We start from the raw sequence: 24,574 nt of genomic DNA, 5'->3' as shown, positions 1-24,574 counted from the left end.
CCTCCTTGACCGCCGCCGCGCTGGCCGCCCCGGTTCTGGCCGCCGCGCTGGTTCTGGTTCGGGCCGCCGCGGGTCGGGCGTCCGCCGCGGTCGCGCTGCTCGCCGCGCCCTCCGCCGCCCTGCTGGTCGCGGCCCTGCCCATCGCCGCTCGGGCGGCCACCGCCCTGCCGGCCGCCTCCCTGCCTGCCGCCGCTCTGCCTGCCACCGGCCTGCTTGCCGGCACCGGGCTCGTCGTCCAGCCGCAGGGTGAGCGAGATGCGCTTGCGCGGCAGGTCGACGTCCAGGACCTTCACCCGGACGATGTCGCCGGGCTTGACGACATCGCGCGGGTCGGAGACGAACTTGTCCGACATCGCGGAGATGTGGACGAGGCCGTCCTGGTGGACGCCGACGTCCACGAAGGCGCCGAACGCGGCGACGTTGGTGACGACGCCCTCCAGGAGCATGCCGGGTTCGAGGTCGCCGAGCTTGTCGACGCCCTCCTTGAACGTGGCGGTCTTGAACGCGGGGCGCGGGTCGCGGCCGGGCTTCTCCAGCTCGGCGAGGATGTCGGTGACGGTCGGCAGCCCGAACGTGCCGTCGACGAACTCCGCCGGCTTCAGCGCGCGCAGGACGGCGGTGTTGCCGATGAGCCCCTTGATGTCGTTGCCGGCGGTGTCCAGGATCCGGCGGACGACGGGGTAGGCCTCCGGGTGCACGCTGGACGCGTCGAGCGGGTCGTCGCCGCCGGGGATGCGCAGGAAGCCGGCGCACTGCTCGAACGCCTTCGGGCCGAGCCGCGCGACGTCCTTCAGCCCGCCGCGGCTGCGGAACGGGCCGTTGGCGTCGCGGTGCGCGACGATGTTGTCGGCGAGGCCCTCGCCGATGCCGGACACGCGGGTGAGCAGCGGCGCGGACGCGGTGTTGACGTCGACGCCGACCGCGTTCACGCAGTCCTCGACGACGGCGTCGAGGGAGCGCGACAGCTTCACCTCGGAGATGTCGTGCTGGTACTGGCCGACGCCGATCGACTTGGGGTCGATCTTGACGAGCTCGGCGAGCGGGTCCTGGAGGCGGCGGGCGATGGAGACGGCGCCGCGCAGCGAGACGTCCATGCCGGGCAGCTCGCGGCTCGCGTACTCCGACGCCGAGTACACCGACGCGCCCGCCTCCGACACCATGATCTTGGTGAGCTTGAGGTCGGGGTGCCGGGCCATCAGGTCGGCGGCGAGCTTGTCGGTCTCGCGGGACGCGGTGCCGTTGCCGATGGAGACGAGGTCGACCTTGTGCTCGCGGGCGAGCCTCGCGAGCGTCTCGATCGACTCGTCCCACTTCCGGCGCGGCTCGTGGGGGAAGATCGTGTCGGTGGCGACGGCCTTGCCGGTGTCGTCCACGATGGCGACCTTGACGCCGGTGCGCAGGCCCGGGTCGAGGCCCATGGTGGCGCGGGTGCCGGCGGGCGCGGCGAGCAGCAGGTCGCGCAGGTTCGCGGCGAACACGCGGACCGCCTCGTCCTCGGCCTCCTGCCGCAGCCGGGTGCGCATGTCGATGCCGAGGTGGACGAGGATCCGGGTGCGCCAGGCCCAGCGGACCGCGTCCGACAGCCACTTGTCGCCCGGACGCCCCTGGTCGGTGATCTGGAACCGGCGCGCGATCTCCACCTCGTAGGAGCTGCGCGCGGCACTGTCGTCGGCCTCTTCGGGCTCCAGGTCGAGGTCGAGGACCTCTTCCTTCTCTCCCCGGAACAGCGCGAGGACGCGATGCGACGGCAGCTTCGCGAACGGCTCGGAGAACTCGAAGTAGTCGGAGAACTTCGCGCCGGTCTCCTGCTTGCCGTCCCGGACGCGCGAGAGCATCCGGCCCTGGTTCCATATGCGCTCGCGCAATGCGCCGATGAGGTCGGCGTCCTCGGCGAACCGCTCGACGAGGATGGCGCGGGCGCCCTCCAGCGCGGCGGCCGCGTCGGCGACGCCCTTCTCGGCGTCCACGAAGGCGGCGGCCTCGGCCTGCGGATCGCGGGACGGGTCGTCGAACAGCAGCTCGGCGAGCGGTTCGAGGCCGGCCTCGCGGGCGATCTGCGCCTTGGTGCGCCGCTTCGGCTTGTACGGGAGGTAGATGTCCTCCAGCCGGGCCTTGGAGTCGGCCGTCATGATCTGGGCGCGCAGCTCGGCGGTGAGCTTGCCCTGCGACTCCACCGACTCCAGGATCGCGGCGCGGCGCTCGTCCAGCTCGCGCAGGTAGCGCAGCCGCTCCTCCAGCGCGCGCAGCTGCGCGTCGTCGAGCGCGCCGGTCGCCTCCTTGCGGTAGCGGGCGATGAACGGGACGGTCGCCCCGCCGTCGAGCAGGTCCACCGCGACCCGCACCTGCCCGTCGCGGACGCCGATCTCCTCGGCGATGCGCTCGTTGATGGGCCGGATGGCGGGCTCGGGGCCCTGGCCGCCGGACGTCTGGCTGATGGTGGCTGTCACAGCTTGGATTCGCTTTCTCCCCTGGGTGTCGCCAGAGCATTGTGCAGGGAACGGGGCCGGTTGTCTTGTCACCGCTCGAATGACGGTAGGTCTAACTCCACCGTGTCCGGGCGCGAAGAGGGGGTCTAGCACCACCGATGCCCGGACGGGCACCGGCCACAATGGTGGACGTCCACAGGCACGGCGATTTTCCTTGGAGGAACCGGTGAGCGAGCTACTCCGCGGCTACGGGCGCCGCGCCCTCACCTCCTTCGTCCGCGGGCTCGTCCAGATCGTGCTGGCGTACACGGTGAACCTGCCGCTGTTCATCCTGGCGGTGCTGTCGCTCGCGTTCATCCCGCTGGGCGCGGGCGTCGTCATGGTGCCGATGGTGTTCCAGACGATCCGGTCGATCGCGAACCAGCAGCGGGCGTGGGCGGCCGAGTGGTCGGGCGTGAAGATCCCCGTCCCGTACCGGCCGGAGCCGGAGGGGAAGGGGCCGTTCCGGCGGCTGGGGTGGGTCCTCACCGACCCGGCCTCGTGGCGCGACCTGCTGTGGACGCTGCTGAACGTGCCGATCGCGCTGGTCCTCGGGATCCTCGCGGCCGGTATGGCGCTCTACGGGCTGGAGGGCGTGTTCGTCGCGCCGTGGGTCGCGATGGTCGCCGACTACGGGTGGGGGCCGTTCTGGACGCTGGACGACTACGGCGTCGTCGGCATCGTCGGCTCGGTCGTGCTGGGTGCCGGGCTGACGGCGGCGGCCGTCCCGCTGGGGCCGGCCTTCCTGAAGGTGCACGCGCTGTTCTGCCAGTCCCTCCTGGCACCGACGCGGGAGGCACTGACCGAGCGCGTCCAGCGGCTCACCGAGACCCGGTCGGAGACGGTGGACGTCTCGGCCGCCGAGCTGCGCCGCATCGAGCGGGACCTGCACGACGGCGCGCAGGCCCGGCTGGTCGCGCTGAGCATGAACATCGGCCTGGCCGAGGAGATGATGAAGCACGACCCCGAGACCGCGCAGAAGCTGTTGGCGGAGGCGCGCGAGTCGAGCGGCACGGCGCTGACGGAGCTGCGCGACCTGGTCCGCGGCATCCATCCGCCGGTGCTGGCCGAGCGCGGCCTGGACGGGGCCGTCCGCGCCCTCGCGCTGACCCTGCCGCTGCCGGTGGACGTCCAGATCGACCTGCCGGGACGGGCGGACGCGCCGGTGGAGTCGGCCTCCTACTTCGCGGTCGCGGAGATCCTCGCCAACGTGGTCAAGCACTCGGCGGCGCGGCGGGCCTGGCTGCAGATCGAGCACTCCGGCGGCCGGCTGCTCATGATCATCGGAGACGACGGGACGGGCGGCGCCGACCCCGCGGCCGGCAGCGGCATGCGCGGGATCGAGCGCAGGCTCGCGGCGTTCGATGGGACGATGGCGGTGACGAGCCCGCCCGGCGGGCCGACCGTCGTGACCATGGAGCTGCCGTGCGCGTTGTCATCGCCGAAGATCTCGCCCTCCTCCGAGACGGGCTGATCCGCCTGCTCGGCGCGTTCGACTTCGAGGTCGTCGAGGCGGTGGACAACGGGCCGTCGCTGCTGCGGGCGCTGACCGCGCACCGCCCGGACGTCGCGGTCGTCGACGTGCGGCTCCCGCCGACGTTCACCGACGAGGGGCTGCGGGCCGCGCTGGAGGCCCGCAAGCAGATCCCGGGGCTGCCGGTGCTGGTGCTGTCGCAGCACGTGGAGCAGCTGTACGCGCGGGAGCTGCTGTCCGACAGCACGGGCGGCATCGGCTACCTGCTGAAGGACCGCGTGTCGGACGTGAAGGTCTTCGTCGAGGCGGTGCGCCGGGTCGCGGGCGGCGGCACCGCCCTCGACCCGGACGTGGTGTCCCAGCTGCTCACCCGGCACACCCGCGAGGAGCCGCTGCAGCAGCTGACCCCCCGCGAGCGCGAGGTGCTCGGGCTGATGGCGGAGGGCCGCACGAACGCGGCGATCGCCGGGAAGCTGTTCGTCACCGAGAAGGCGATCAGCAAGCACACCAACAGCATCTTCGGCAAGCTCGGGCTGCCGCCGTCGGAGGACGACAACCGCCGCGTACTGGCCGTGCTCGCCTACCTCGGCACCTGATCATCCCCGCCTGGTCACCGCGCCCAGGGCGGGACGATCCGCTCGTCGCCCTGGGGTGCGAGCTCGCACCTGGTGTCGTCGACCAGGGCGTCCGGGTCGTAGGCGAGGCAGCCGGCGTGGGCGGCGACGACGGCGGTGAACCCGGAGTCGCCGGTCGTCATCTGGCGGGGCAGGCCGGGGGGCAGGACGACGGTGTCGCCGGGGCCCGCCTCCAGCTTGCGTCCGTCCAGGTCGACGGTGGCGGCGCCGTCCAGGAACGTCCACACCTGCTCGGTGTCGAAGGCGTGCAGCGGGCCGGTCCTGCCCGGCTCCATGTCGACGCGCCAGAGGGCGATGCCCTCGGTGCCGCCCTGCGTCGGTGTCGCGAAGGTGGTCATGACGCCGTTGGGCGTCTCGGTGCGGCGGCTTTCGGTGTCGCGGATGAGCGTCATGGGTCCCGATCCCCTAAGTTGGACAATGTGGTTGTCCATATAGTCAATGAGGTTGTCTTTTATGTCAAGCGATCCCCCGGGCTTCGAGCTGCCGCTGCGCCTCTTCGTCGCCTTCCGCGTGATCGTCGACGAGGTGCACGCCGAGCTGGCCCGGGAGGGCCATCCCGACCTGCGCCCGATGCACGGGTTCGTCTTCCAGGCGATCGGCCCGGACGGCACCACGGCCGTGGAGCTCGGCCGCCGGCTCGGGGTGTCCAAGCAGGCCGCGGGCAAGATGGTCGAGTCCCTTGAGCGGCTGGGCTACGTCGAGCGCGGCGCCGACCCGCGGGACGCCCGGCGCAAGATCGTCCGGCTGACCGCGCGGGGGGTGGACTCGCTCGTCCGGTCCGAGCGGATCTTCGACCGGATCCGGGGCGACTGGGTCGCGCACCTCGGCGCCGACCGCGTCCGGGCCCTGGAGGGCGACCTGCGCCGGATGACGCTCGCCGACATCTGGCGGCTGGACATGCCGGGCTGGTTCGGGACGGCCTGAACTTTCTCCGGCGCGCCGGTGACCGTATGACCGCAGGCAGCCGCTTAGACCACCCCCATCGTTCACCCGCCCCTTCGGACCGAGCCCTTGTCCGCGGGGTTCCGGCCGGTTACGATCTGCCCAATTCTTAGGAAAGTTTCCTAAGAGTGAGCGGGGATTCCTGTTTGTTTCGGGGGCCGGACCGAACGGAGAATCATGTCACGACCGGGCGGCCGGCGGGCCATCGCGCTCGCCGGCGCAGCGACTCTGGCGGTGGCCACCGCCCTGCTCACGGCGCCACCGGCGTCGTCGGCGGGGACCGTCACCGCCACCTGCAAGAAGGGCTCCGACTGGGGCACCGGCTTCGACGGAAGCTGCACGATCACGAACGGAACCGGCTCCTCCGTCGGCAGCTGGAAGCTGGAGGCGGACCTGCCTTCGGGGACGTCCATCGGCAACGTGTGGAACGCGACGAAGACCGTCTCCGGCAACCACTACACATTCAGCAACGCCGGCTGGAACGGGACGATCGCGGCGGGCGCGAGCGCCAGCTTCGGGTTCGGCGGCAGCGGGTCCGGCTGGTTCACCGGCTGCACGATCAACGGCGCGTCCTGCGACGGCTCTGGAACGCCCCAGGACGACACCGAGGCCCCCTCGGCTCCGTCCGGCCTCAAGTCCACGGGCAAGACCGCCACGAGCGTGACGCTGTCGTGGAGCGCCTCGACCGACAATGTGGGCGTCACCGGTTACGACGTCTACAACGGCAGCACCAAGGCCACCTCGGTGACGGGTACCGGCGCGACCATCGGCGGGCTGTCGGCCAAGACCGCCTACACCTTCACCGTCAAGGCCAAGGACGCCGCCGGGAACACCTCCCCCGCGTCGGCCGCCGTGCCGGTCACCACCGCCGAGGGCGGCGGCGACAACCCCACCGCCGGGAACAAGATCGTCGGCTACTTCGCCGAGTGGGGCGTCTACCAGCGCAACTACCACGTCAAGAACATCGAGACGAGCGGGTCCGCCGGCAAGCTGACGCACATCAACTACGCGTTCGGCAACGTCCAGGGCGGCAAGTGCACCGTCGGCGACAGCTACGCCGACTACGAGAAGGCCTACACCGCCGACCAGAGCGTCGACGGCGTCGCCGACACCTGGGACCAGCCGCTGCGCGGCAGCTTCAACCAGCTCCGCAAGCTGAAGAAGCTGCACCCGAACCTGAAGATCATCTGGTCGTTCGGCGGCTGGACATGGTCCGGCGGCTTCGGCCAGGCCGCGCAGAACCCGGCCGCGTTCGCCGAGTCCTGCTACAACCTGGTCGAGGACCCGCGCTGGGCGGACGTGTTCGACGGCATCGACATCGACTGGGAGTACCCGAACGCCTGCGGCCTGTCCTGCGACACCAGCGGGCCGAACGCGCTGAAGAACGTCCTGTCCGCGCTGCGAAGCAAGTTCGGGTCGAGCAACCTCGTGACCGCCGCGATCACCGCCGACGCCAGCGACGGCGGCAAGATGGACGTGACCGACTACGCGGGCGGCGCCGAGTACGTCGACTGGTACAACCCCATGACCTACGACTACTTCGGCGCCTGGGACGCCCAGGGACCGACGGCTCCGCACTCGCCGCTCACGTCCTACCCGGGCATCCCGCACGCGGGCTTCAACACCACCGACACCATCTCCAAGCTGAAGGCCAAGGGCGTCCCGGCGAACAAGCTGCTGGTCGGCATCGGCTTCTACGGCCGCGGCTGGACGGGCGTCACCCAGAGCGAGCCGGGCGGCACCGCGACCGGCGCCGCGCCCGGGACCTACGAGGCCGGCATCGAGGACTACAAGGTCCTGAAGAGCAAGTGCCCCGCCACCGGCACCTTTGCCGGAACCGCCTACGCCAAGTGCGGCAGCGAGTGGTGGAGCTACGACACCCCGTCCACCATCCAGGGGAAGATGGGTTTCGCCAAGGACCAGGGTCTCGGCGGCGCCTTCTTCTGGGAACTCACCGGTGACACGCCGGGCGGTGAGCTGATCACCGCGATGAGGAGCGGTCTCGGCTGAGCTGTTCGCAGAAGGGGACTCCCAGCCCCTCAGACAGCCGAGACTTCGGGCCCCTGACCAACCGGACGCCGGTCAGGGGCCCGTCCCTTTCTCACAGCAGGGACTGGCCTCCGTCCACCGTGAGGACCTCGCCGCTCATGTAGGTGTTGGCCATGAGGAACAGCGCGGCGGAGGCGGCCTCCTCGGCCGTCCCGAACCGTCCGAGTGGCAGGCCCCGCCCGGCCTCGGCCATCGCCGCGTCGCCCTCCGGGCCGGCCGCGGCCCCGTAGTTCCTCCGCAGCAGGGGCGTGTCCATCGCGCCGAACCGGATCGCGTTGACCCGGACGCGGGCCGGCGCGAACTCGACGGCCAGCGCGCGGGCGAGCGTCTCCACGGCGCCGGCCGAGGAGATCGACGCGGTCATGCCCGGCCGCGGCCGGGCCACGAGGATGCCCGAGGCCAGCGTGATCGACCCGCCCGGGGCCAGGTGCGGGACGGCGGCGCGCGCGACGGCGGCCGCGGTCCACGCCGGGGTCTGGATGGCGGCCCGCACGGCATCGCCGGTCAGCTCGGTGATGGGGCCCACCCCGGACGGGCCGCCGGCCGTCACCAGGACATGGTCGACGGTGCCGGCGCGCCGGAAGACCGCCTCCAGCGCCTCCTCGTCGGTGGCGTCGGCGGTCATCCCGTGCACTTCGGCCGCCGTCCCGGCCGCGCTCACCCGGCCAACGGCGGCGTCGAGGCGCGCCTTGTCGCGGCCTGCGAGGACGATCCGGGCGCCGGAGGCGGCGAGCAACTCGCCCGCGGCCAGGCCGATGCCGGACGTGCCGCCGAGGAGCACCGCCGTCCGTCCCGCGAGGTTCGACGGGAGCGGTGCGCGGACCGGAGCGGGTTCCGTCGTCGTGGTCATGAAGTCCTCCTGAATAAACCATCTGTTTTGTTTAGTCTCCCCCGCCGGGACCGCCCAAGTCAACCGGGTGGTTTAATCCGGGGCATGACCTACGACGCGGAGGCCACCAGGCGGCGGATCTTCCAGGCCGCGACCGCCGAGTTCTCCGCGCACGGGCTCGCGGGCGCCCGCATCGAGCGCATCGCGACCGAGGCCAGGGCCAACAAGCAGGCCATCTACCTGTACTTCGGCGGCAAGGAGAAGCTGTTCGGCGCCGTGGTGCGCGCCAAGATGGAGGAGATCGGCAACGCCTCCGAGATCGATCCCGGCTGCGTGTCGGAGTCGGTGGGCCGGCTGTTCGACTGGTACCAGGAGCATCCGGAGCTGATCCGGCTCCTGCTCTGGGAGGCCCTGGAGACGCGGGGCGAGGTGCACGGCGAGGGCGAGCGCCGCGAGGGGTTCCGGCGGAAGGCCGACGCCTTCGCGGGGCCGCAGGCGGCGCAATCCGGCCGGTCGCGGGACGTGCAGGACCTGATCTTCACCGTCTTCGGCCTCATCGCGTGGAACTTCGCGGTCCCGCAGCTGCGTCGGATGATCCTGGACGAGGAGGACGAGGCGGCCGCCTTCGCGCGCCGCCGCGCGGCCGTCGTGGAGGCGGCCCGCGTACTCGCCGAATCACACGGGTTCGGCTGAACCTGTATGACGTTAGGAGCTCCCTTGCAGGATTGGACGCTGCGCAAGACCCACCAGAGCGACTCGGGTGAGGTCCGGTGGGACGTGCTCGGGGACGAGGGTGCGGACCCGGTAGTCCTTCTGCACGGCACACCGTTCTCGTCCTATGTGTGGCGTGGTGTCGCGCGCGCTCTGGCGGCGACCCACCGCGTGTACGTCTGGGACATGCCGGGCTATGGGACGTCCGAGATGAGCGACGGGCAAGACGTCTCGCTCGCCGCGCAAGGCAAGGTCTTCACTGGGCTGCTGGAATTCTGGGGCTTGGACGAGCCGTCCGTCGTCGCACACGACTTCGGCGGTGCCGTCGCTCTGCGGGCGCATTTGCTGCACGGTGCCCGCTATCGCCGTCTCGCGCTGGTCGACCCGGTCGCCCTCGCGCCGTGGGGGTCGCCGTTCTTCCGGCTCGTCGGCGCGAACGCGGAGGTGTTCGAGCAGCTCCCGCCCGCGCTGCACGGCGCCCTCGTCCGGGAGTACGTGACGTCCGCGAGCCACCGCGGCCTGCACCCGGCCGCCCTCGACGCGCTGGTGTCGCCCTGGCTCGGGGACGCCGGGCAGCCCGCGTTCTACCGGCAGATCGCGCAGGCCGGCCAGCGCTACACCGACGAGGTCCAGGGCCGGTACGGCGAGCTGTCTCTCCCGGTCCTGATCTGCTGGGGTGCCGAGGACACCTGGATCCCGCAAGCCAAGGGCCACGAGCTCGCCGATCTCGTCCCCGGCTCGCGTCTCCACCTGATCGAGGGGGCCGGGCACCTCGTGCAGGAGGACGCGCCCGCCGAGCTGACGGCGGCGCTCCTCGGCCACCTCTCATGATCAGCGCCGTGCTGTTCGACCTGGACGGGACGCTGCTCGACCACGAGGGCGCCGCGGCCGAGGCGATCACCGGCTCGTTCCCGGACGCGGACCCGGCGTGGCTCGTCCCGCGCTGGATGGAGCTGACCGAGGAGGCCGTCGACCGGTACCTGGCGGGCGAGCTGACCTATCCCGAGCAGCGCCGCGCCCGGATCGTCGCGCTGGCCCGCGACCTGGGCCTCGGCGACTGGGACGACGGCCGCGCCGACGCCTGGATGGCCGGGTTCCTGGCGCTGTACGAGGCCGCCTGGCGCCCGTTCCCCGACGCGGAGCCGGCCCTGGACGTCCTCGCGGCGCGCGGGCTGCGACTCGGGGTGATCACGAACGGGGACGCGGGCCAGCAGCGCGCGAAGGTCCGGCGGATCGGGTTCGCCGGCCGGCTGCCGCTCGTCGTCGCGTCCAGCGAGACCGGCACCGCCAAGCCCGCCGCCGGGATCTTCGCGACCGCGTGCGCGGCCCTCGGCGTCCCGCCCGAGGCCGCCGCCTACGTCGGCGACCGGCTCAGCACCGACGCCCAGGGCGCTGCCGCCGCGGGACTGACCGGAGTGTGGCTCGACCGCTCCGGCGATCCCGCGCCGGACGCCCTGGACGTCCCGCGCATCACGACCCTGGACGCACTTCCCGCGCTCCTTACGGACTAGTCCTCGGTCTGGAGGACCGCCTCGATCTCCAGGACGATCTGCACCTTCTCCCCCAGCCCGAGCCCGTTGCCGCCCGGGACCCTGGTGGTGTCGCCGACGCCGAACTCCAGCCGGCTGATCTCGCCGGTCGCGGTGAACCCGGCGCGGGCGCCCTTGAACGGGTCGTCCTGCCGGAACGGGTCGGGGCCGAAGCCGCCGACCTCCAGCTTCAGCGGGACGCGCTTGGTGATGCCGCGCAGCGTCAGCTCGCCGTCCAGGACGTGGTCGCCGCCGTCGGGGCGCAGGCCGGTGGAGCGGTAGGTCATCGCGGGGTACTGCGCGACGTCCAGGAAGTCGGCGGACCGCACATGCTCGTCGCGCTGCGCGTTGCCGGTGTCGATCGAGGTCAGGTCGATGGTCGCGGTCACCGACGAGTCCAGCACGTCGGCGCCGGTCACGATCGTCCCCTCGAACGTCCCGAAGCGGCCGCGGACCCTGCTGACCATGAGATGGCGGATCGTGAAGCCGACGCCGGAGTGGGCGGGGTCGATGGTCCAGGTTCCGGCGACATAGCCGGGGATCTCGACGAGCTCGGCCGTCATGGTGTCTCCTAGGGTTATGAATGGTAAGGCGGTTCCGATCAGGAACCGTCTCCATGGTGCGGACACCCTCGGAGTCGGCACAAGAAGGCACTTTTTCCTGCCCCGGTCACCTGGAGAGAACCATGGAGCACACGGAGATCGGGTGCCGCGCCCGCGAGATCCTCGACCGGGTCGGCGACAAGTGGTCGCTGCAGGTGATCTCGCTGCTCGGCGAGCGCACCAAGCGGTTCACCGAGCTGAAGCGCGAGATCGACGGCATCAGCCAGCGGATGCTCACCGTCACGCTGCGCGGCCTGGAACGCGACGGCATCGTCATCCGGACCGTCTACCCCGTCGTGCCGCCGCGCGTGGAGTACTCGCTCACCCCGATGGGCGCGACCCTGATGGAGGCGGCCAGCACCCTCGTCAGCTGGGCCGAGTCCCACCTGGCCCAGATCGACGCCGCCCGCGCCGAGTACGACGCCCGCCGAAACGAGATGCCGCCCGGAAGCGCCGTCGGGTAGGTTCGACGGCGATGGTCATTCACGAGGTGGGACGGCGAGCTAGCCGCGCCGAGCTGGGGGACGAGCAGTCGTGCCCGGCCCGGCTCGGCGGTGTGCGCCGTCATCCCATCGACCTCGTGAGGCCGTCCCCATGCGCTCGACTGACATTCGCTCGACCTTCCTTGGGTTCTTCCAGGAGCGCGACCACCGCGTCGTTCCCTCCAGCCCGCTGATCCCGTCCGATCCCACGCTTCTGCTGGCGAACGCGGGCATGAACCAGTTCAAGCCGTACTTCCTCGGCGAGACCGCACCGGAACACTCCCGTGCGGTGTCCGTGCAGAAGTGCGCGCGCACGTCCGACATCGAGAACGTGGGCCGCACCACGCGGCACGCGACGTTCTTCGAGATGCTCGGCAACTTCTCCTTCGGCGACTACTTCAAGGCGGAGGCGATCTCGTGGGCGTGGGAGCTCTTCACGCGCCACTACAACCTCGACCCAGAACGCCTCTGGGTCACCGTCTACCTGGACGACGACGAGGCCGTCCGGCTCTGGCAGCGCGTAGGTGTCCCCTCTGCGCGGATCCAGCGGCTCGGCATGGAGGACAACTACTGGTCGATGGGCATACCCGGCCCATGCGGACCGTCCTCAGAACTGCACTACGACAGGGGGCCGTCCTTCGGGCATGAGGGCGGCCCAGCAGTGGACGGCGAGCGCTACCAAGAACTGTGGAATCTCGTCTTCATGCAGAACCTCCGTGGGGAGGGCTCCGGCAAGGACGGATACCCGATTCTCGGCGAGCTCCCCGCAAGGAACATCGACACGGGACTCGGTCTCGACCGTCTCGCAGCAGTCCTGCAGAACGTGGACACGGTATGCGAGACAGACCTCCTTGCGCCGACTTTCCGTCTCGTCCAAGACCTGGCGGGACGCGGCTATCCGGGACGCGACGGCAGCGACGACTCCACGTCCTTCCGCGTCGTCGCGGAACACGCGCGGTCGATCGCGTTCCTCATCGCGGACGGCGTCATGCCCGCCCGCGACGGCCGCGGCTACGTCCTGCGGCGCCTGACCCGCCGCGCGGTCCGGCACGCGCGCAGACTCGGCATCGACGACCTGGTCCTGCCCGCCCTGACGTCCAGCGTCATCGACAACCTCGGCGGCGTGTGGCCGGAGCTGACCCGCCGATCAGCACTGATCAGGCAGGTCGTCACGGCCGAGGAAGAGGCGTTCGAGCGGACCCTGCGCCAGGGCTCCCAGCTCCTCGACGCGGCGATCGGCCGGGCGACGTCCACCATCTCGGGCCGGACGGCGTTCGAACTGCACGACACCTACGGCTTCCCGATCGACCTGACCATCGACGCGGCACGCTCGGCCGGCCTCACCGTCGACGAAGACGCCTTCACCGACCTCCTCGAAACCCAACGCCGCCAGGCGCACCGGGCAGGCCAAAGCCGCAAGTCGAACGCAGTCGCACGCCAGGACATCTACCGCCGCATCACCTCAGCCCACGGCCCAACAGACTTCACGGGCTACACCGCAGAAACCACCGAAACCCCCATCGTCGCGCTGCTCGACTCCCACGACGAACTGCAATCCGCGCACGAGGGCCAGGAAGTCGAGGTGATCCTCACCCGCAGCCCGTTCTACGCGGAATCGGGCGGCCAGGTCGGCGACACCGGAACGATCACGACGTCCTCCGCGACCCTCCAGGTCCTCGACACCCACCTGGGGCTCGACCGCCTGCACGTGCACACCGTCCGCATCCTGGACGGCGAGGTGCGCCCCGGCGACCAGGCGGAAGCGGTCGTCGACTCCGACCGCCGCGCCGCCACGGCACGCTCGCACAGCGCGACCCACGTCCTGCACGCGATGCTGCGCCGCCTCCTCGGCGACCACGCGACCCAGCGCGGCTCCCGCGTGGAACCAGGCCGCCTGCGCTTCGACTTCACGCACTTCTCCCCCGTCGAAACCGACCCCGTCCAAACCCTCGTCAACGGCTACCTGCTGGACGACCCCGAAGTCCGCGTCTGGGAAACCACCCGGGCCAAAGCAGAATCCGCGGGCGCCCTCGCGTTCTTCGGCGAGAAGTACGGCGACACCGTCCGCATCGTGGACATCGGCGACGCGTCCCGCGAACTCTGCGGCGGCACCCACGTGGGCCACGGGTCGCAGGCGGGACCCGTCCACATCGTCGGCGAGTCGTCCATCGGCACCGGCCTGCGCCGCATAGAAGCGCTCACCGGCGCCGACGCCCTACGCCACCACGACCACGACCGCCACCTCCTGCACGAACTGGCGGCGCTCCTCCACGTCCGTCCCGACGAGGCACCGAACCGCCTGAGGCAACGCCTGGAAACACTCGCAAAAACCCAGCACGCCCTGGAAACCCTCCACCGCGAACAACTAGAGGCCCACGCGGCGAACCTGGCGTCCCAAGCCGAACCAGTGCCCGGCGGCTGGCTGCTCACCCGCTCCATCTCCGACCTGACCGGCACGGACCTCCGCACCCTCGCCACCGCGATCCTCAACCACCGCGACCAGCGAGGCGTCGTCGTCCTGGCAACCGAATCCAGCGGCAAAGCGACCCTGGTCGCAGCAACCGGCACGGACACCGCCATCCGCGCCCGCGACCTCCTCACCAACGCGGCCCGCGAGGTAGGCGGCGGCGCCGGCGGCAAGGGCCGGTTCGCGAACGCGGGCGGCCGCCACCCGGAACACCTGCCGGAGGCGCTCACGACCGCCGCGACCGACGCCCGCACCCTCCTGGCGTCCAACGCATGAGAAAAAGCCCCCGTCCCACCCAGGGACGGGGGCACAAGGGTCGGGCTGGCGGGATTTGAACCCACGACCCCTGGCACCCAAAGCCAGTGCGCTACCAAACTGCGCTACAGCCCGCACGATGACCCGAGAAGTCTAGACCCGATCGGGCCCGCCCGCTCCACCCGGCTCGTCCGCCCCCGCGACCCTGTACGCTACGGGATGGCGATCGAGAGACCCCTGTCCCTCGCTCCGCTCGCGGGCGTAGCTCAATGGTAGAGCCCCAGTCTTCCAAACTGGCTACGCGGGTTCGATTCCCGTCGCCCGCTCCCACCCCAAAGGCCCAGGCAGGAACCTCGTTTCCCCGCCTGGGCCTCGCTGTCTCTCATGATCGCTAACGCTCCCGTGCCCGATGCGTGCCCGATCGTTCCGGCGCGCCCTTGTCACTAGCCCGAGCCAATTTGAACGCCTCACCGAGCGCCGCCGCGATGACCTTGTCCCGATCTTGGCTAGCGTGCTGGTAGATCAGCGCCGCCCGCGTCGAGGCGTGCCCCATCCTGGACATCAGCTCTTTAAGGCTGGCACCCGTCAAGGGGCGGCGGCGCCGAGCCGCGCATCCTGCCACCGCCGCCCCGTCCGCCAGTCGCCGGCGGTCACCTGGTCGCGCCGCCGCCATACACGCCCCCGGCTTCGATGGCCTGGATCGCTTGAGTCAGTCGGTCACGAAGCGCCCGCGCGTTCGGAAGGTCAAGCAGTAGGGCCACGTCGAGGCAAACACCGTCGTCCCAGGCTGCGATCTGGATCATGTCGCGTCCGATGACGGTACCTACGGATACCACCGTGGAATCCTCCCCCGCCTCCCTATCGTCTACGGCAAAACCATCCAGGGCCGGGATGGGGTCACCGACGTTGTTCCAGTCGTACATCCCCCAAGCCTTGCAGTTCGTAGGTGCGGCATGAAGGGGCGGTTGCCCGAAGGTCGGACGAGCCCGAAGCAGGGGACCCCACCGCCAGGCTCCACCGCCCCCTGGACCCCCGCGAGCCGAGGCACTCCTTCGCACGAAGAGCTCTGTCACACCGTCTCGCCGTTCGCGCGAACGAGCACCCCGGAGCGATGCGCGTCCCCTGTGGTCAGCGCCAAGCCAAAACAGGGACTCCCTTTGCCACAACGCACTGAGCATGATCGCCTCCCGCTGGGGGCGTTCACGCCGGTCGGACACGCCTGGTGGCCGGGCGCTCGACGGCGACAGCCGCTCCTCAGGCGGGGAGTTCCGTGACGCCGAGGGCGAAGTTCCAGCCCCCTACCCCGTGGCGTGCGAGGCCCATGGTGAGCACACCCGCTCCTTCCAGCCAGTGCGCCATCTCCAGGCCGCCGGCGTCCATCGGGCGCAGCCCGAGACTCGTGATGAACGCCTCTACGATCGCCTTGGCCTGCGCATCGTCGCCGGCGATGAAGACGTCGGGCCGGCCCTGCTCCAGGACATGACGGAAGATGGTGTTGAATCCCTTCACCACGCTGGCACTGGCCGGGGCCGCCTTGGCGGCTTCCTGCGCGATCGAGGTGACCTCGCGGTGCGTCAGACCGTCGGCCGTGGCATTGAAGGGGTTGCTGATGTCAATGATGACCTTGCCTGCGAGGGCGTCTCCGTAGTGGGCGACGACCGGGACGACATTGTCGGCCAACAGCGCCACGATGACGATGTCGCCGGCCGGGACGGCACCCCACTCTCCCGTCGTGGCGCCGCCGCCGAGAGCCTTGGCCAGGTCAGCGGCCTTGTCGTGATCGCGGCCCATGACCTCGACGGTGTTGCCGCCGGCCACCGCCCGCGCGCCGATCGTACGGGCCATGTTCCCGGTGCCGATGATGCTGATGCTGCTCATGAGGTGTGCTCTCTTCCTTGTTCTCGAACTATCGCTGGTGTGGCGTATGCCGGTGTGTTCGTTCAGATCACCGTGGTGCCGCCGTCGGTGGTCAGTTCCAGTCCGTTCACGTAGCTTGAGTCGTCCGAGGCGAGGAACAGCGCGACCGTGGCGATCTCCTCGGGGCGGCCCATCTCGCCCCGCGGGATCAGGGACTCGAACTGCTTCTTGGTCTGCTCGTCGAACAGCTCCTCCTGCTTGGCCGTGGCGACCTGGCCGGGGGTGAGCACGTTCACCCGGAGCCGCCGTCCCTCAGCTCGTTCAGCCACACACGGGCCCACGCCTGCTGCACGGCCTTGCTCCCGGAATACACACTCCACCCGGGGAAGCCCCTCAGCGAAGCGTTCGACCCGGTCATGAAGATCGAGCCACCGTCGTTGAGCAGCGGCAGCGCCTTCTGCACCGTGAAAAACGTGCCGCGCGCGTTCAGCCAGAACGCACGGTCGAACTGCTCCTCGGTGATCTCACCGAGCTTGCCCTGCTCCCCCATCCCGGCACTCGCCCACAGCACGTCGATCGAGCCCTTCTCCCGCTCGACCGTCTCGTACAAACGGTCCAGGTCGGCCAGGTCGGCCGCGTCACCCTGCACGGCGGTCACGTTCCGGCCGATCGCCTTCACCGCCTCATCCAGCGCCTCCTGCCGCCGGCCCGTGATGAAGACATGTGCTCCCTCCTCAACGAACAGCTTCGCGCCGGCCAGCGCCATGCCGGTCGACCCGCCCGTGATCACCGCCACCTTGCCATCGAGCTTTCCCACAACCACTCACTCCCCGGTAAACCGATCTGTGTACATAACGTATCCGACGACTGGCGAGGACGCAAGCTATGTAAACCGAGTGGTACCGAGTTGAGGTATGATGCGGGCATGACGAAGTTGGAGAAGGGGCCCCAAGGCCGGCGCCGCGGCAGGGGCGCGCGCGAGCGCATTCTCAGCGCGTCACAGCAGCTGTTTCGCACTCAGGGCATCAACCGCACCGGTATGAACGAACTCTGCGCAGTGGCCCAGGTCTCTAAGCGCACGGCCTACCAGCACTTCACCGGCAAGGACGAGCTGGTCGCCGAATACCTGCGCCGGTTCGATCCCGGCCTCATGGCCGCGGTGTTCGACCGCACCGACCTCACACCCCGCGAACGACTCCTCGCCGCCTTCGAGATTCCAACGTCCGGCCCAGACGAGCTCACGCCCCTGTGCCCCTACATCGCGGCGACCGTCGAGATCCACGACCCCCAACACCCCGCGTCCGAATACGCACGCGAGTACAAGCTCGCCATCGCCGCGCGGCTCGCCGAAACGGCCCGCGAAGCCGGCGCCACCGACCCCGAACAGCTCGGCGAACAACTGGCGCTGCTCCTCGACGGCGCCTCGGCCCGCACCCGAGTCCTCAACGCCGAGTCCTTCCCCACCGCCGCCGCCATCGCCGCCGTCCTCATCGACGCCGCCCTCCCCGTGACGGGCCGGGAGCAGGAAAACGTGAAGGCAACGGCCGGGTAGCCCCGGGTGGATCCGGCTATGGCCTGGGTCTGATCCGCACGGAGGCGAAACGGTAACCAGTGGGCGCATCTGTCACTGGATCGGAAAAATCCGAGCGACGTCGGCGAGGACGGGATGGCCGACGAAATAGCCCCTGACCGCCCGCTCCCACCACGGAGGTTCGGGCGGACGTCGTGCTGCTGCTCGGCTGGTGCATCTGGCCCGGTTCAGGGCTGGTCAACGCCGCAGGAAGGTCTTGACCATCGGCAGGACCAGGTCGGCCCGTGCGACGACGTCCATGTGCCTGGTCGCGGGCAGGATGGCGAGCTGCGAGTCCGGCAACCGGTTGTGCATCTCGACCGCGTGCTCGGGCCGGACGAAGTCGGTGTCGCCGATGATCATCAGGATCGGCATGGTCAGTCGCGCCAGTTGCTCGTCGGTCCATGGTTCGAAGTGGTGCACGGCCGGCTGGATCTTCTCCAGGAACGCGGCGAAATGGTCCGGGTCGGGCGCCACTTCGGTGTAGGCCTTGTACATGGCCGCGCCGTCTTCCTCGGTCGGCAGCCGGGGCGAGTCCTGCTCCGGCGCCGTGATCTCCGGGTAGTACGCGTCCGGGCGGAAGTGCGACGCGGCCAGTACCACCCGGCCGGCCCGTTCCGGGTGGGCGGTCGCGACCTCGGTCGAGACCAGCCCGCCCAGGCTGTAGCCGAAGAAGTCGGCTCGGTCGAGGTTCAGGTGGTCCAGCAGCGCCACTACGTCGGCCGCGCACTGCCCGATGCTGAACGGCCGGTCGCCGTCGGCGGTGTGGCCGTGCCCCTGCAGCTCGACGCCGATAACTCGGCGGTCGCCGGTCAACTCCGGCAGCAGCGCATCGAAGCTCAGGTGGAACGTTTGCACGCCGCCATGCAGCATGATCAGCGGGGGTCCGGGGTGGTCCGCTCCGTGCACCTCGTAATAGAGCTCGATTCCGTTCACCGATGCGTACGCGCCCTGCGTCATTTGAGTCGTTCCTTCCGCTGGAGTGAGTGGTCGCTGGTGCTGACCGTCGGCGTGGACGAAACTCATCGGCCTTGGGGGGCGTCGATTCGTCTCCTCGACGGCCAGCGTGAGCGCATCCGGGTCGAGCGGGACGAGGCGCCGGCAGGCTCCTGGAGCAGCGCGTATGCGGCTAGGTGCCAACGACGCCCTGCTCGGGTTGCGCACTTTTCACATGTTCCATCCGGCGGTCGCTCGGTTAGGCATGGTCGAGATCGAGGTTCTACCGCAAGGAGCCCCCCGCCATGTCCGGTACCTCCCCCCTGGCCCGCCGTGACTTCATCGCCCGAGCGGGCACCGTCGCGGGCGCCGCCGCCCTGCTCGGCGCAGCCGATCTGGCCCGCCCCGGCCTCGCGCACGCCTCCGCCGCTCCCCACGTCTACACCCGGGCGGAGTGGGCTGCCAGGCCGCCGATCTCCGCGGCGCAGATCATCGCTGCGCCGGACCACCTCATCGTCCACCACATGGCCTTCCCGAACTCCACCGACTACTCCCTCGACCACGCGTTCCAGCTGTCCCGCGACTGCCAGGACCTGCACATGGACACCAACGGGTGGGACGACACCGGCCAGCAACTCACGATCAGCCGCGGCGGCCACGTCATGGAGGGCCGCAACCGCTCACTCGAAGCCATCGGCCAAGGCGCCAACGTGATGGGTGCCCAGACCGCCAATCACAACGGCCATACTCTCGGCATCGAGAACGAGGGCACATACATCACCGAACTCCCGACGGCGGCCCTGTGGAGTGCGCTCGTCCAAACGCTGGCCTGGCTGTGCGATGTCTACGGGCTCGACCCCCACGCCGCGATCGCGGGACACCGTGACTACGTCGCCACCCAGTGCCCCGGCGACGCCCTCTACGCCGAACTCCCCCGACTGCGCAACGAGGTCGCCAACGCGGTCGGCACGGCACGTAACCCCGAGCGCGCGGCCCCCTACGTCCGCACCGGCCTGCCCGCTCCCCGGCGGCCCGGCGACCACGGCCCTGCCCTGGGCGCGAACGAACCACATTCCTGATTGCCGCTCCACGCGGAAGGGCTATTTCGGGTCGGGTGCCAGTTCCTCGTGCAAGCCGCCTAGGGCGGTGTGGTCGTCGTGGCTGCCGGTGTGGGGAGCGGCGAACCAGCGGGCGTAGGCGGCGATCTCGGAGAGGCGCCAGTCCAGCGCGAACAACTCGGCCATCGCGAGGTCGGGGAGCGGGAGACCGTCTGTGGTGGTGAGCAGGTCGGCGTAGTCCCGTTCCGGCGGTGCGAGGGCCAGCGACTCCCAGTCGACCAGCTTCAGCCCGTGGGCGGTGACTACCTGGTTGTCGTTGTGCGGTTCGCCGTGGGTCGGCACCCATGAGCCCTTGCGGGAGATGGCCTTGTCAGCCAGTTCGAGGTAGCGGCCCGTCCAGCGCGCGATCGCGTCGGTGTGTTCGGCAATGGCGAGTCGTGCCTGCTCGGCCAATGGTCCGCTTGTCCATGGGGTGACGGTGAGAGCTCGCAACTCGTCGGCGAATTTCGGGCCGACCTGCGGAGTCCACGGTCGAATGCCATCGGGCGGGGTGGCGCCATGCAGTGCGGCAAGAGCGAGAACGACCTCGTGGACATGGCTGGCCTCGCCGGCCTCCGCCTCTGTCGGGCTCCGGCCCTCCAGCCACGGTGTCACGCTGAGCACGCCGACCCCGACGTCGACCGTGAACCGGCCGGACAGGGCGGGCAACGGCGCGCACACCGGCTCTAGCCCAGCGGCGGACAGTGCGGCAGCGCCGGCGTAAGCGGCTTCTAGGGAGGTCGCGGTGTGCCGGGGCTCCAACTCGTCCAACGTCACGAAGAGAGTGATGGCCTCACCGGCCACACGCCAGTGGTGCGCACCGAAACCCCAAGGGAGATGAGCGATATCGGCAATCTTGAAGCGCCAGTGCGCGGCGACCGCATTCGCGACAGTCTCGTCGCTGATGAAGGAGGGACGGGACAGCACGAACCAACCCTATGGAGATGGATGGCTATTACGCATTCCTATTCTTGTCGGGGTTTCGGGCGGTGATCAGGTGTTGGAGGGTGCGGCGGTGGTCGGTCGCGACGCCATGGACGCCGTCGAGTTCGTAGAGGTCGGTCAATGGTGTGGCCTCGACGTCCACGAAGCCGGCGGCGGTGATTCGGTCCTGCCAGGCGGTGATGGTCTCTGCTTCGGCCAGCACGAGTGCGCGGCGGGCCTCGTCGTCGTAGGCGCGGGCTCGGGGGTCGGTGTCGGAGTGCCGCATTCCGCCGGCGTGCCAGGGGGCGTCCACGATGGCGAGGCGGCCTCCGGGGCGGAGCAGGCGGCGCCAATTGCTCAGCGCGGTGTCGACGTCGGGCAGCGTCCAGAGGAGGTAGCGGCTGACGAGGGCGTCGAAGGGGGCGCCGGGCACTTCGGGCTTGACCGCGTCGCCTTGGACGAAGGTGATATCGAGTCCGCGGCGCTGGGCGTTGTCGCGGGCGAAGTCCAGCATGGCAGGTGCGATGTCGATGCCGGTCACCCGTCGGCCTAGGGCGGCGATGGTCAGGGCGGCGTGGCCGGTGCCGGTGCCCACGTCGAGGACGGTCTCGGCTGCGTCGGGGAGCGCGTTCCGCCAGACCCGGGTCCAGGCGGCGTTGTAGTCGGGGTGTGCCAGCCGCTGCTCCTGGAACTGCTGGTAGGCGGGGGCGTGCTGGTCCCAGTACCAGGTGATCCGTTCCTGGACGGGCGAGTGCGAAGACATCGGGCTCACTTTCCCTTGAAGTAGGTTGCGAGGCGCTCCAGGCCGTCCAGGACCAGGGGCGTGGGTGGTTCGGTGAAGTTGAACAACTGCACTGTGATCGCGTCGTTCTTGACCGCGCGGAGGTCCTTGGCGCCGGGGATGTCGAGCAGCGCCTGCTTGATCTCCTGGTCGGTGCCGTCGGTGTGCAGCAGGACGATGGCGTCGGGGTCGCGGCCCAGCAGCTCCTCCATCGAGACTTCGAAGACGCGCTTGTCGACGTCGGCGAACACGTTGTGGGCGCCGAGCGTCTCGAGTTGCGGTGTGGCCATGCTCTGGTCGCCGTAGGCGCCGACGGTTCCCTCGCCTCGGTAGGGCCACAGCACGGCCACCTTGCGGCCCTTCTGGGCGGGCAGGCCCGCTTCGACGGTCTGGATGCGTTTCCGGAGGTCCGTGATGGCCTCCTCGGCCTTGGCCTGCCGGCCGAAGACCTTGCCGTACAGCCGCATCTGGCTGTAGATCGTCTCGTAGCCGGGGTCCTGGACGCCTTCCGGGCAGAAGCTGGGTTCGAGGAGCACGGGGATGCCGGCCGCGGCGAGCGACTCCCGCGTGACGCCCTCCGGCAGGCCGAGCAGCAGGTCCGGGTCCTGGGCGATGATCGCCTCGGTGGAGATCTTCAGGTGCCCGTCGGAGCCGAGGCGGTCGGTGAGGGACGGGACCTCGCCGACCGCCGCGAGGGTCTGCTTCGAGTAGTACTCCGGGGGGAACTTCCCGGCTCGCGAGCCCAGCCGGTCCAGCACGCCGAGCGAGGACAGGTACTGCAGCGGAGCACTGTTGACGATCATGGCGCGGGAGGGCGCCCTGTTCAGTTCGACGTCCACCCCGCAGTTCTTGACGGTGAGGGGGTAGCCCGCCGCCGTGCTTCCCTGGCCGCCGGTCGAGCCGCAACCGGCCAGCGCGGCGGCCAGCAGGCCGGTGCCGAACCAGGCGAGGTATCGCTTCATCTGGCCATTGCTCCTTGCAGGGTCGTGCGATGTCAGGCGGTCGGGGACGGCATGGACGCGGCTTCGAGCGGGTGGAAGAGGAACTGGATGCCGCGGGAGGTCTCCAGCCGTTCGACGCCGACGCCGTAGACACCTTCGAGGAGGCCGGGGGTCAGCACGTCGGCGCAGGGTCCGTGCGCGACGACGTCGCCCTGCTGGAGAACCAGGACGTCGTCGCAGTAGCGGGCGGCCAGGTTGAGGTCGTGGAGCACGATGACCGTGGTGATGCCGAGCCCGCGGATCATGGTGAGGAGCTCGTGCTGGAACCGGATGTCGAGGTGGTTGGTCGGCTCGTCGAGCACCAGGTGCTCCGGCCGCTGCGCCAGCGCGCGGGCGATCATCACGCGCTGCTTCTCGCCGCCGGACAGCCCGGCGAAGGTCCGGTCCGCCAGGTGCCGCGCGCCGACCCGGCGCAGCGCCGCGGCCGCGATCCGGTGGTCTTCGGCGCTGTTGCGGGAGAACGTCGACTGGTGCGGGGCCCGGCCGAGCATGACCATGTCCGCCACGGTCATCGGCAGGTCGCCCGACGACTCCTGCAGCACGACGGCGATCTGCCGGGCGAGTTCGCGGTGGGCGAAGGACCGCAGCGGACGCCCGTCGAGCAGGACGTGCCCGCTGCGGGGCGCCACGATCCCGGTGAGCATCCGGACCACCGTGGTCTTGCCGCTTCCGTTGGGGCCGAGCAGCCCGAGGATCCGGCCGGATTCGGCCCGCACGTCGATGCCGCGGACGACGGTCGTCGCGCCGTAGGCGTAGCTGAGCCCGCGTCCTTCGATCATGGTCTTCTCACTCGCTTCCCGCGTGCAGGCGGCGGACCAGGATGAGCAGGAACGGCGCGCCGACCAGCGCGGTGATGATGCCGATCGGCAGTTCCTGCGGGCTGAGGACCGTGCGGGCGGCCAGGTCCGCCCACAGCAGGAAGGTCGCGCCGATCAGCGCGGCGACGGGGACGGCCCGGCGGTGCGTGGCTCCGACGACGCGCCGCGCCAGGTGCGGGATCACCAGCCCGACGAAGCCGATGCTGCCCGACGACGCCACCAGCACCCCGACGGCCAGGGACACCAGGACCAGCAGCACCAGGCGGAACCGCGCCGGCGAGACGCCCAGGGTGTGCGCGGTCTCGTCGCCGATCGCGAGCGCGTCCAGCCGGCGCCCCCAGAGCGTGAGCAGGCAGGTCACCAGGACGACGGCGGCCACGACCACGGCCAGCGGCGCCGACCAGTGCGCGAGCGCCAGGGTGCCCAGCAGCCAGAACAGCACCGACCGCGATCCCTCGGCCGAGTCGGACGCGAAGATCAGGAAGCTGGTCAGCGCGTAGAGCGCGTAGCCGACGGCCACGCCGGTCATCAGCAGCCGGGTCGAGGTGATCCGCCCGGCGGTGCGGGCGATCACGAAGACCAGCAGCGAGGCGGCCAGCGCCCCGAGAAAGGCGGCGATCTGCAGCGCGTGCTCGCCCCATCCGGCGCCGAACCCGAACAGGATGGCGGCCGCGGCGCCCGTGGAGCCGCCGGAGTTGACCCCGAGCAGGTACGGATCGGCGAGCATGTTGCGGACCATCGCCTGCAGGGCCATGCCGGTGACGGCGAGTCCGGCGCCGACCGCCGCGCCGAGCAGGACGCGCGGCAGCCGGACCCGCCACACGATCGAGTCGTGCGCCGGACGCCAGGTGACCTCGGCCGGGCTGCCGAGCAGGTGGTGGCCGACGACGTCGAAGACGGTCGCCGGCGGCACCGGCACCGCGCCCATCCCGACCGCCGCGACGACCGTGGCGAGGAAGACCGCCAGCAGCCCGAGGAGGAGCAGCAGGTACCGGCGCCGCCGGGAGGACGCCCCCAGATCGTCGAGATCGGGTTCCACGGCCGCGACGGACCGGACCACCGATGACGGACCCATGCATCCCCTCAGTTATTGCGACATATGTGCAACAACTAAGATCATGCAGGAGTGTCCTGTCAAGCCGGGCGGGAG

General features: G+C 70.4%; 23 protein-coding genes, 2 tRNA genes and 1 pseudogene. 12 read left to right on the top strand and 14 right to left on the bottom strand.

Going from position 1 to position 24,574, the window contains the following annotated elements; translation table 11 throughout:
• Nucleotides 1-2,447, bottom strand: a 2,447-nt coding sequence (locus E1293_RS15530; protein ID WP_132198100.1) for a Tex family protein, incomplete at its 3' end; no start/stop codon positions are given.
• Between the two features lie 205 nt (nt 2,448-2,652).
• Here E1293_RS15530 and E1293_RS15525 point away from each other — a divergent pair.
• Both E1293_RS15525 and E1293_RS15520 read left to right on the top strand, forming a co-directional pair.
• Nucleotides 2,653-3,939, top strand: coding sequence for a sensor histidine kinase (locus E1293_RS15525; protein ID WP_243716244.1), 1,287 nt, complete (start codon nt 2,653-2,655; stop codon nt 3,937-3,939).
• Nucleotides 3,891-4,535: a LuxR C-terminal-related transcriptional regulator gene (locus E1293_RS15520; protein ID WP_132198098.1), complete on the top strand. Its 645-nt coding sequence runs from the start codon at nt 3,891-3,893 to the stop codon at nt 4,533-4,535. The genes E1293_RS15525 and E1293_RS15520 overlap by 49 nt, the downstream gene beginning before the upstream one ends.
• A gap of 14 nt (nt 4,536-4,549) precedes the next feature.
• Here the strand turns inward: E1293_RS15520 and E1293_RS15515 are convergent, their stop codons facing one another.
• Nucleotides 4,550-4,966, bottom strand: coding sequence for a cupin domain-containing protein (locus E1293_RS15515; protein WP_132198097.1), 417 nt, complete (start codon nt 4,964-4,966; stop codon nt 4,550-4,552).
• Between the two features lie 61 nt (nt 4,967-5,027).
• On the opposite strand from E1293_RS15515, the gene E1293_RS15510 reads away from it, so the two are divergent.
• A complete protein-coding gene (locus tag E1293_RS15510) occupies nt 5,028-5,498 on the top strand; it encodes a MarR family winged helix-turn-helix transcriptional regulator (RefSeq protein ID WP_132198096.1) in 471 nt (156 codons plus the stop codon).
• A 195-nt stretch (nt 5,499-5,693) separates the two neighbouring features.
• A complete protein-coding gene (locus E1293_RS15505; RefSeq protein ID WP_132198095.1) occupies nt 5,694-7,526 on the top strand; it encodes a glycosyl hydrolase family 18 protein in 1,833 nt (610 codons plus the stop codon).
• Between the two features lie 91 nt (nt 7,527-7,617).
• Here the strand turns inward: E1293_RS15505 and E1293_RS15500 are convergent, their stop codons facing one another.
• Entirely contained in the window at nt 7,618-8,415 is a 798-nt protein-coding gene (locus E1293_RS15500) for an SDR family NAD(P)-dependent oxidoreductase (protein WP_132198094.1), read from the bottom strand.
• A gap of 84 nt (nt 8,416-8,499) precedes the next feature.
• Here E1293_RS15500 and E1293_RS15495 point away from each other — a divergent pair, with 84 nt between their 5' ends.
• From E1293_RS15495 to E1293_RS15485, 3 genes are read left to right on the top strand one after another with little or no spacing between them, the layout of a single operon-like run.
• On the top strand, nt 8,500-9,087 hold the full coding sequence (locus tag E1293_RS15495; protein WP_132198093.1) for a TetR/AcrR family transcriptional regulator: 588 nt from the start codon (nt 8,500-8,502) through the stop codon (nt 9,085-9,087).
• Between the two features lie 24 nt (nt 9,088-9,111).
• Nucleotides 9,112-9,936 (top strand): alpha/beta fold hydrolase, encoded by an 825-nt coding sequence (locus E1293_RS15490; protein ID WP_132198092.1) that lies wholly within the window; start codon nt 9,112-9,114, stop codon nt 9,934-9,936.
• Nucleotides 9,933-10,616 carry an HAD family hydrolase gene (locus tag E1293_RS15485; protein WP_132198091.1) on the top strand — a complete coding sequence of 228 codons (684 nt, stop codon included), beginning with the start codon at nt 9,933-9,935 and terminating at the stop codon, nt 10,614-10,616. Before E1293_RS15490 ends, E1293_RS15485 begins: the two co-directional genes overlap by 4 nt.
• On the opposite strand, the gene E1293_RS15480 is transcribed toward E1293_RS15485, so the two are convergent.
• The gene (locus E1293_RS15480; protein WP_132198090.1) at nt 10,613-11,197 is read right to left on the bottom strand and encodes a YceI family protein; all 585 of its coding nucleotides are present in this window, start codon (nt 11,195-11,197) and stop codon (nt 10,613-10,615) included. The genes E1293_RS15485 and E1293_RS15480 overlap by 4 nt on opposite strands.
• A gap of 122 nt (nt 11,198-11,319) precedes the next feature.
• Here E1293_RS15480 and E1293_RS15475 point away from each other — a divergent pair, with 122 nt between their 5' ends.
• Complete coding sequence (locus E1293_RS15475) at nt 11,320-11,700, top strand: winged helix-turn-helix transcriptional regulator (RefSeq protein WP_165978234.1); 381 nt, start codon at nt 11,320-11,322, stop codon at nt 11,698-11,700.
• 130 nt (nt 11,701-11,830) lie between these two features.
• Entirely contained in the window at nt 11,831-14,461 is a 2,631-nt protein-coding gene (gene alaS / locus E1293_RS15470; protein ID WP_132198088.1) for an alanine--tRNA ligase, read from the top strand.
• A gap of 40 nt (nt 14,462-14,501) precedes the next feature.
• On the opposite strand, the gene E1293_RS15465 is transcribed toward alaS, so the two are convergent.
• Nucleotides 14,502-14,575, bottom strand: a tRNA-Pro gene (locus tag E1293_RS15465).
• Between the two features lie 120 nt (nt 14,576-14,695).
• On the opposite strand from E1293_RS15465, the gene E1293_RS15460 reads away from it, so the two are divergent.
• Nucleotides 14,696-14,766: transfer RNA gene (locus tag E1293_RS15460), tRNA-Gly, on the top strand.
• Nucleotides 14,767-15,090: 324 nt separating this feature from the next.
• Here the strand turns inward: E1293_RS15460 and E1293_RS15450 are convergent.
• From E1293_RS15450 to E1293_RS15440, 3 genes and pseudogenes are all read right to left on the bottom strand, one after another.
• Nucleotides 15,091-15,363: a hypothetical protein gene (locus E1293_RS15450; protein ID WP_132198087.1), complete on the bottom strand. Its 273-nt coding sequence runs from the start codon at nt 15,361-15,363 to the stop codon at nt 15,091-15,093.
• 331 nt (nt 15,364-15,694) lie between these two features.
• Nucleotides 15,695-16,318, bottom strand: a complete 624-nt coding sequence (locus tag E1293_RS15445) for an NADPH-dependent F420 reductase (RefSeq protein ID WP_132198086.1) — start codon at nt 16,316-16,318, stop codon at nt 15,695-15,697.
• Nucleotides 16,319-16,380: 62 nt separating this feature from the next.
• Nucleotides 16,381-17,063 (bottom strand): annotated as a pseudogene (locus tag E1293_RS15440) (SDR family NAD(P)-dependent oxidoreductase).
• A gap of 159 nt (nt 17,064-17,222) precedes the next feature.
• Here E1293_RS15440 and E1293_RS15435 point away from each other — a divergent pair.
• A complete protein-coding gene (locus E1293_RS15435; protein WP_132198085.1) occupies nt 17,223-17,849 on the top strand; it encodes a TetR/AcrR family transcriptional regulator in 627 nt (208 codons plus the stop codon).
• A gap of 216 nt (nt 17,850-18,065) precedes the next feature.
• On the opposite strand, the gene E1293_RS15430 is transcribed toward E1293_RS15435, so the two are convergent.
• Entirely contained in the window at nt 18,066-18,827 is a 762-nt protein-coding gene (locus E1293_RS15430; RefSeq protein WP_132198084.1) for an alpha/beta fold hydrolase, read from the bottom strand.
• 281 nt (nt 18,828-19,108) lie between these two features.
• Between E1293_RS15430 and E1293_RS15425 the strand changes: the two genes are divergently transcribed.
• Nucleotides 19,109-19,882, top strand: a complete 774-nt coding sequence (locus E1293_RS15425) for a peptidoglycan recognition protein family protein (RefSeq protein ID WP_132198083.1) — start codon at nt 19,109-19,111, stop codon at nt 19,880-19,882.
• 21 nt (nt 19,883-19,903) lie between these two features.
• On the opposite strand, the gene E1293_RS15420 is transcribed toward E1293_RS15425, so the two are convergent.
• From E1293_RS15420 to E1293_RS15400, 5 genes are read right to left on the bottom strand one after another with little or no spacing between them, the layout of a single operon-like run.
• Nucleotides 19,904-20,827 (bottom strand): phosphotransferase, encoded by a 924-nt coding sequence (locus tag E1293_RS15420; RefSeq protein WP_132198082.1) that lies wholly within the window; start codon nt 20,825-20,827, stop codon nt 19,904-19,906.
• A gap of 28 nt (nt 20,828-20,855) precedes the next feature.
• Entirely contained in the window at nt 20,856-21,587 is a 732-nt protein-coding gene (locus E1293_RS15415) for a class I SAM-dependent methyltransferase (protein ID WP_132198081.1), read from the bottom strand.
• Nucleotides 21,588-21,592: 5 nt separating this feature from the next.
• Entirely contained in the window at nt 21,593-22,567 is a 975-nt protein-coding gene (locus E1293_RS15410) for an ABC transporter substrate-binding protein (RefSeq protein WP_132198080.1), read from the bottom strand.
• A gap of 32 nt (nt 22,568-22,599) precedes the next feature.
• A complete protein-coding gene (locus E1293_RS15405; protein WP_132198079.1) occupies nt 22,600-23,385 on the bottom strand; it encodes an ABC transporter ATP-binding protein in 786 nt (261 codons plus the stop codon).
• Between the two features lie 7 nt (nt 23,386-23,392).
• Complete coding sequence (locus E1293_RS15400) at nt 23,393-24,499, bottom strand: FecCD family ABC transporter permease (protein WP_132198078.1); 1,107 nt, start codon at nt 24,497-24,499, stop codon at nt 23,393-23,395.
• Between the last annotated feature and the right edge of the window lie 75 nt (nt 24,500-24,574).

Origin of the sequence: Actinomadura darangshiensis, assembly GCF_004349235.1 — a bacterium.
In the GTDB taxonomy this organism is placed as follows: Bacteria; Actinomycetota; Actinomycetes; order Streptosporangiales; family Streptosporangiaceae; genus Spirillospora; species Spirillospora darangshiensis.
This window is presented reverse-complemented; position numbering and strand designations above follow the sequence as displayed.

What these genes read in the sequence shown, in the direction of transcription:
- E1293_RS15510 (WP_132198096.1), top strand. Translation starts at nt 5,028, where the DNA reads ATGTCAAGCGATCCCCCGGGCTTCGAGCTGCCGCTGCGCCTCTTCGTC.
- E1293_RS15515 (WP_132198097.1), bottom strand. Translation starts at nt 4,966, where the DNA reads ATGACGCTCATCCGCGACACCGAAAGCCGCCGCACCGAGACGCCCAAC.
- E1293_RS15410 (WP_132198080.1), bottom strand. Translation starts at nt 22,567, where the DNA reads ATGAAGCGATACCTCGCCTGGTTCGGCACCGGCCTGCTGGCCGCCGCG.
- E1293_RS15405 (WP_132198079.1), bottom strand. Translation starts at nt 23,385, where the DNA reads ATGATCGAAGGACGCGGGCTCAGCTACGCCTACGGCGCGACGACCGTC.
- E1293_RS15435 (WP_132198085.1), top strand. Translation starts at nt 17,223, where the DNA reads ATGACGAAGTTGGAGAAGGGGCCCCAAGGCCGGCGCCGCGGCAGGGGC.
- E1293_RS15450 (WP_132198087.1), bottom strand. Translation starts at nt 15,363, where the DNA reads ATGTACGACTGGAACAACGTCGGTGACCCCATCCCGGCCCTGGATGGT.
- E1293_RS15480 (WP_132198090.1), bottom strand. Translation starts at nt 11,197, where the DNA reads ATGACGGCCGAGCTCGTCGAGATCCCCGGCTATGTCGCCGGAACCTGG.
- E1293_RS15430 (WP_132198084.1), bottom strand. Translation starts at nt 18,827, where the DNA reads ATGACGCAGGGCGCGTACGCATCGGTGAACGGAATCGAGCTCTATTAC.
- E1293_RS15400 (WP_132198078.1), bottom strand. Translation starts at nt 24,499, where the DNA reads ATGGGTCCGTCATCGGTGGTCCGGTCCGTCGCGGCCGTGGAACCCGAT.
- E1293_RS15485 (WP_132198091.1), top strand. Translation starts at nt 9,933, where the DNA reads ATGATCAGCGCCGTGCTGTTCGACCTGGACGGGACGCTGCTCGACCAC.
- E1293_RS15445 (WP_132198086.1), bottom strand. Translation starts at nt 16,318, where the DNA reads ATGAGCAGCATCAGCATCATCGGCACCGGGAACATGGCCCGTACGATC.
- alaS (WP_132198088.1), top strand. Translation starts at nt 11,831, where the DNA reads ATGCGCTCGACTGACATTCGCTCGACCTTCCTTGGGTTCTTCCAGGAG.
- E1293_RS15500 (WP_132198094.1), bottom strand. Translation starts at nt 8,415, where the DNA reads ATGACCACGACGACGGAACCCGCTCCGGTCCGCGCACCGCTCCCGTCG.
- E1293_RS15505 (WP_132198095.1), top strand. Translation starts at nt 5,694, where the DNA reads ATGTCACGACCGGGCGGCCGGCGGGCCATCGCGCTCGCCGGCGCAGCG.
- E1293_RS15415 (WP_132198081.1), bottom strand. Translation starts at nt 21,587, where the DNA reads ATGTCTTCGCACTCGCCCGTCCAGGAACGGATCACCTGGTACTGGGAC.
- E1293_RS15425 (WP_132198083.1), top strand. Translation starts at nt 19,109, where the DNA reads ATGTCCGGTACCTCCCCCCTGGCCCGCCGTGACTTCATCGCCCGAGCG.
- E1293_RS15495 (WP_132198093.1), top strand. Translation starts at nt 8,500, where the DNA reads ATGACCTACGACGCGGAGGCCACCAGGCGGCGGATCTTCCAGGCCGCG.
- E1293_RS15475 (WP_165978234.1), top strand. Translation starts at nt 11,320, where the DNA reads ATGGAGCACACGGAGATCGGGTGCCGCGCCCGCGAGATCCTCGACCGG.